At 65.3% G+C, this 401-nt stretch carries 1 protein-coding gene; it reads right to left on the reverse strand.

The window, feature by feature from the left end; all coding sequences use genetic code 11:
* On the reverse strand, positions 1 to 377 hold a 377-nt coding region (locus DW870_RS09525), incomplete at its 3' end, for an arginine deiminase family protein (protein WP_233547421.1).
* Positions 378 to 401: the final 24 nt, after the last annotated feature.

The raw sequence follows: 401 nt of genomic DNA on the forward strand, positions 1-401 counted from the left end.
CCGGCCATGGTCTTCTTGACGAACTCGAGGTTGTCCTCGATGGAGTCCAGCTTCTCGCGGACGATCTGCGGCATGTGCTGGCCGCGGATGCCGGCCTCGGCGATGTACTGGTCGGTGAACTCGGCGCGGGCGCCGGGGACCTGGTCGAACACCTCGGCGACGAGGTTCTCGAGATAGAGGACCTCCACGCCCTGGTCCCTCAGGATCTGGGCGAAGGTGTCGTGCTCCTGCTGCGCGACCTCCAGGAACGGGACGTCGTCGAACAGGAGTCGCTCGAGCTCGTCGGGCGGCAGGTTGAGGAGCTCGTCGCCGGGACGGTGCAGGCAGACCTTCCTGAGCTTGCCGATCTCGGAAGGCACGTGCAGACCTTTCGTCATGGCCTCCTACCTTTCTTTCGGGCC

Source organism: Collinsella sp. AM38-1BH (genome assembly GCF_003467545.1).
GTDB lineage: Bacteria > Actinomycetota > Coriobacteriia > Coriobacteriales > Coriobacteriaceae > Collinsella.